This is a genomic window from Sandarakinorhabdus sp., from assembly GCF_041689835.1.
Classification (GTDB): Bacteria; Pseudomonadota; Alphaproteobacteria; order Sphingomonadales; family Sphingomonadaceae; genus Sandarakinorhabdus.
Window position 1 is genome coordinate 1 of sequence record NZ_JBDNFM010000031.1, and the last position, 3,234, is coordinate 3,234.

Genomic DNA, 3,234 nt, shown 5'->3' on the forward strand with positions numbered 1-3,234 from the left:
AAGGGTGACGATGTGATAACCGGCGGCGGCATATTGGGCAAGGCCGTGCGTGTCACCGACACTGAAGTGGAAGTGGAAGCCGGGCCAAACGTGCGGTTCAGCGTGCTCAAATCCACCCTGGCCGATGTGAAGCCGCGTGGGCTTCCGGCGGCGGCGAACGACAAGAGCATCTAAGCCCGTGCTCGACTTTCCCAAGTGGAAAAGCTGGTCGATGTGGCTGGCAGTGGCGCTGTGCATGCTGTTGGCGCTGCCCAATGCGCTGTCGCCGTCGCAACTGGCGCTGATCCCCACTGGCCTGCCCAAATCGCAGCTGCCACTGGGCCTCGATTTGCGCGGCGGTTCGCACCTGATGCTGGAAGCCACGCCGCAGGACGTGGAAAAGGCCAAGCTGGAAGCGTTGGAAGACACGGTGCGCGGCGAACTGCGCAACGCAGAAGGCGGCGCGATTGCCAGCGCCGATCTGTCGTTGAAGGCGGGCCGGCTCAGTTTCACGGTTACCGATGCCACTCGGGTCGATCAGGCGATCACCATCCTCAACAAGGCAACGGCGCCGCTGGGTGTTGGCGCTGCGCGTGAGGTCGAAATCAGCCGGGGCAGCCTGCCGGGCCAGGTGGTGGTGACGCCAACTGCCGCCGGCATCAGCGCCGCGGTCGACGGCGCCATGGCACAGGCAGTTGAGGTTATCCGCAAGCGCATCGACGAGCTTGGCACCCGCGAACCCACCATCGTGCGCCAGGGCAAGACGCGCATTGTCGTGCAGGTGCCCGGCCTGCAAGATCCGCAAGCCCTGAAGGCACTGCTCGGCAAGACCGCCAAGCTGGAATTCAAGCTGGTTGATACCACTGCCGATCAGGATGAGGTGCTGCAAGGCCGCGCCCCTCCCGGCAGCCAGATCCTGCCGGCGCAGGAAGGCGGCCAGGTCGTCGTCAAGCGCCGCGCCATCATCACCGGCGATCAATTGATCGATTCCCAGGTTTCGACCGATCAGAACGGCGCGCCGTCGGTGTCGTTCCGTTTCGATTCCACCGGGGGGCGGCGTTTCGCGCAGGCCACCACCGAAAATGTCGGCAAGCCGTTTGCGATCATCCTCGATGGCATGGTGATTTCCGCGCCCAACATCAACGAGCCGATCCTGGGCGGCAGCGGCGAAATAAGCGGCAGTTATACGGTCGCCACCGCCAACGAACTCGCCATCCTGCTGCGTTCGGGCAAGCTGCCGGTTGAACTCAAGGTTGTGGAGGAACGCACTGTCGGTCCTGATCTGGGCGCGGATTCGATCCGGGCCGGGATCATTGCTTCAACGGTGGCGGTGCTTGCCGTGGCAGGGTTGATGATCATGACCTATGGTCGTTTTGGCGTTTATTCGGTATTCGCACTGGGCATCAACGTCATCATGATCCTGGGCATCATGTCGGCCGCTGGCTTTACCCTCACGCTGCCCGGCATTGCCGGCATGGTGTTGACCATCGGCGCGGCAGTGGATGCCAACGTGCTGATCAACGAGCGCATCCGCGAAGAACAGCGCAAGGGCAAAGGCGTTGTCGCCTGTGTGGAAACCGGCTTCAGGGAAGCCAGCCGCACCATCTGGGATGCCAACAGCCTCAATATCATCGTGGCCGTCATCATGTTCCTGTTCGGCTCCGGCCCGATCAAGGGCTTTGCCGTCGTGCTGTCGATCGGCATCGCCACATCGGTGTTCACCGCGGTGACCATCGTGCGCTGGATGGCGGCGCGTTGGCTGACGTCGGCGCGGCCCGCCGCCTTGAACATTTGAGGACTGGCACATGCCGCTGAAACTTGTTCCCGACGACACCAACATCGGGTTCGTCAAACTCCGCTTCATTGCCTTTGCGCTAACGCTGGCGCTTACCATCGGGGCGGCCGCGCTGCTTGCGGTTCGCGGGCTCAATCTGGGTGTCGATTTCGTCGGCGGCCTCACCATGCAGGTCGAATTTGCGCAGCCTCCCGCGCTCGATACGCTGCGCGGCCGGGTTGACCGGGTGGGCGTGGGCGATTCCGCGCTGCAGGAATTCGGCAACGACCGCACCATCCTGATCCGGCTGCCGCTGCCTGAAGGCGAAGAAGGCGCTGTGCAGCGCGTTGTCGGCAAGGTTCGCGGCGCACTGGAAGCGGATTACAAGGGCGTGAAATTCGCCCGCGTCGAAAGCGTGTCGGGCAAGGTTTCCAGCGAACTGATCAGTGATGGCGTCAAGGCTGTGGGCTTTTCGATGCTGTTTGTGGCACTGTTCACCTGGTTTCGGTTTGAATGGTATTTCGGCGTTTCCACCGTGGTGGCGCTGGTGCACGACGTGGTGGTGACGCTGGGCTTTTTCAGCCTGACCTGGCTGGAATTCGATCTCAACATCGTCGCCGCCGTGCTGACCATCATCGGCTATTCGTTGAACGACAAGGTGGTGATCGACGACCGTATCCGCGAAAATCTGCGCAAATACCGTCAGATGGATATCAAGCAGATCATCGATCTTTCGGTGAATGAAACCCTGCCGCGTACGGTGATGACCTCGGTGACGCTGCTCGCCGCGCTGATCGCGCTGCTGCTGCTGGGGCCGGAAGTGATCTTCGGCTTCACCGCGGCGATGGTGCTGGGCATTATCGTCGGCACCTATTCGTCGATCTTCGTGTCATCGTCGCTGCTGATCACGCTTGGCGTCAAGCAGCGCGCCGCCGGCAGCGAAGATGCGCGGGCCAAGGGCGCCGAACGCATCGGCTGAACAAGCCACAGGCGATCATAACAAAATGGCCGGCGCTCCCCATCGGGAACGCCGGCCTTTTTGTTTCAGGCGGCCAGGTTCAGATCGGCGCGCCGCACGGCCCGGACGCCATGCACCACTGGCTGAGCGTGCCCATCACCAGCGCGCCGGCCAGCCAGAGGCCGCGGGTACGGGAATTGAGTTCGGCGTGCATGGCGTCGTTCACTCCGCTGCGATGGCAACCGGGGACAATCCCAGCCGCGCCTTGGCATCATCATACTCCCGAACGAGGCGGGCGACCAGTTCTGCTGCCGGCAAAACCTCTTTCACCGCGCCAAGGCCCTGGCCGCAGCCCCAGATATCCTTCCAGGCCTTGGCATCGGTGTTGCCGCCGCTGCCGAAGTTCATCGCCGATGGATCGCTGGTGGGCAGATTGTCAGGGTCCATGCCGGCCTTGACGATGGACGGGCGCAGATAATTGCCATGCACCCCGGTGAACAGGTTGGAATAGACGATGTCGGCC

At 62.7% G+C, this 3,234-nt stretch carries 4 protein-coding genes and 1 pseudogene; 3 read left to right on the forward strand and 2 right to left on the reverse strand.

Annotated features, from left to right (window positions below):
- Nucleotides 1-12: 12 nt before the first annotated feature.
- From ACESL8_RS01545 to secF, 3 genes are read left to right on the forward strand one after another with little or no spacing between them, the layout of a single operon-like run.
- Nucleotides 13-174, forward strand: coding sequence for a hypothetical protein (locus ACESL8_RS01545; protein ID WP_372915207.1), 162 nt, complete (start codon nt 13-15; stop codon nt 172-174).
- Nucleotides 175-178: 4 nt separating this feature from the next.
- Nucleotides 179-1,774 (forward strand): protein translocase subunit SecD, encoded by a 1,596-nt coding sequence (secD, locus tag ACESL8_RS01550; RefSeq protein ID WP_372915200.1) that lies wholly within the window; start codon nt 179-181, stop codon nt 1,772-1,774.
- Between the two features lie 10 nt (nt 1,775-1,784).
- A complete protein-coding gene (secF, locus tag ACESL8_RS01555) occupies nt 1,785-2,732 on the forward strand; it encodes a protein translocase subunit SecF (RefSeq protein WP_372915203.1) in 948 nt (315 codons plus the stop codon).
- Nucleotides 2,733-2,811: 79 nt separating this feature from the next.
- On the opposite strand, the gene ACESL8_RS01560 is transcribed toward secF, so the two are convergent.
- The gene (locus tag ACESL8_RS01560) at nt 2,812-2,937 is read right to left on the reverse strand and encodes a hypothetical protein (RefSeq protein ID WP_372915205.1); all 126 of its coding nucleotides are present in this window, start codon (nt 2,935-2,937) and stop codon (nt 2,812-2,814) included.
- Nucleotides 2,934-3,234: pseudogene (locus ACESL8_RS01565) on the reverse strand (nitronate monooxygenase); the annotation flags it as partial. The pseudogene ACESL8_RS01565 and the gene ACESL8_RS01560, both read right to left, overlap by 4 nt.

Excerpts from the sequence above, each read along its gene's own strand:
- secF (WP_372915203.1), top strand. The coding sequence starts at position 1,785 with ATGCCGCTGAAACTTGTTCCCGACGACACCAACATCGGGTTCGTCAAA.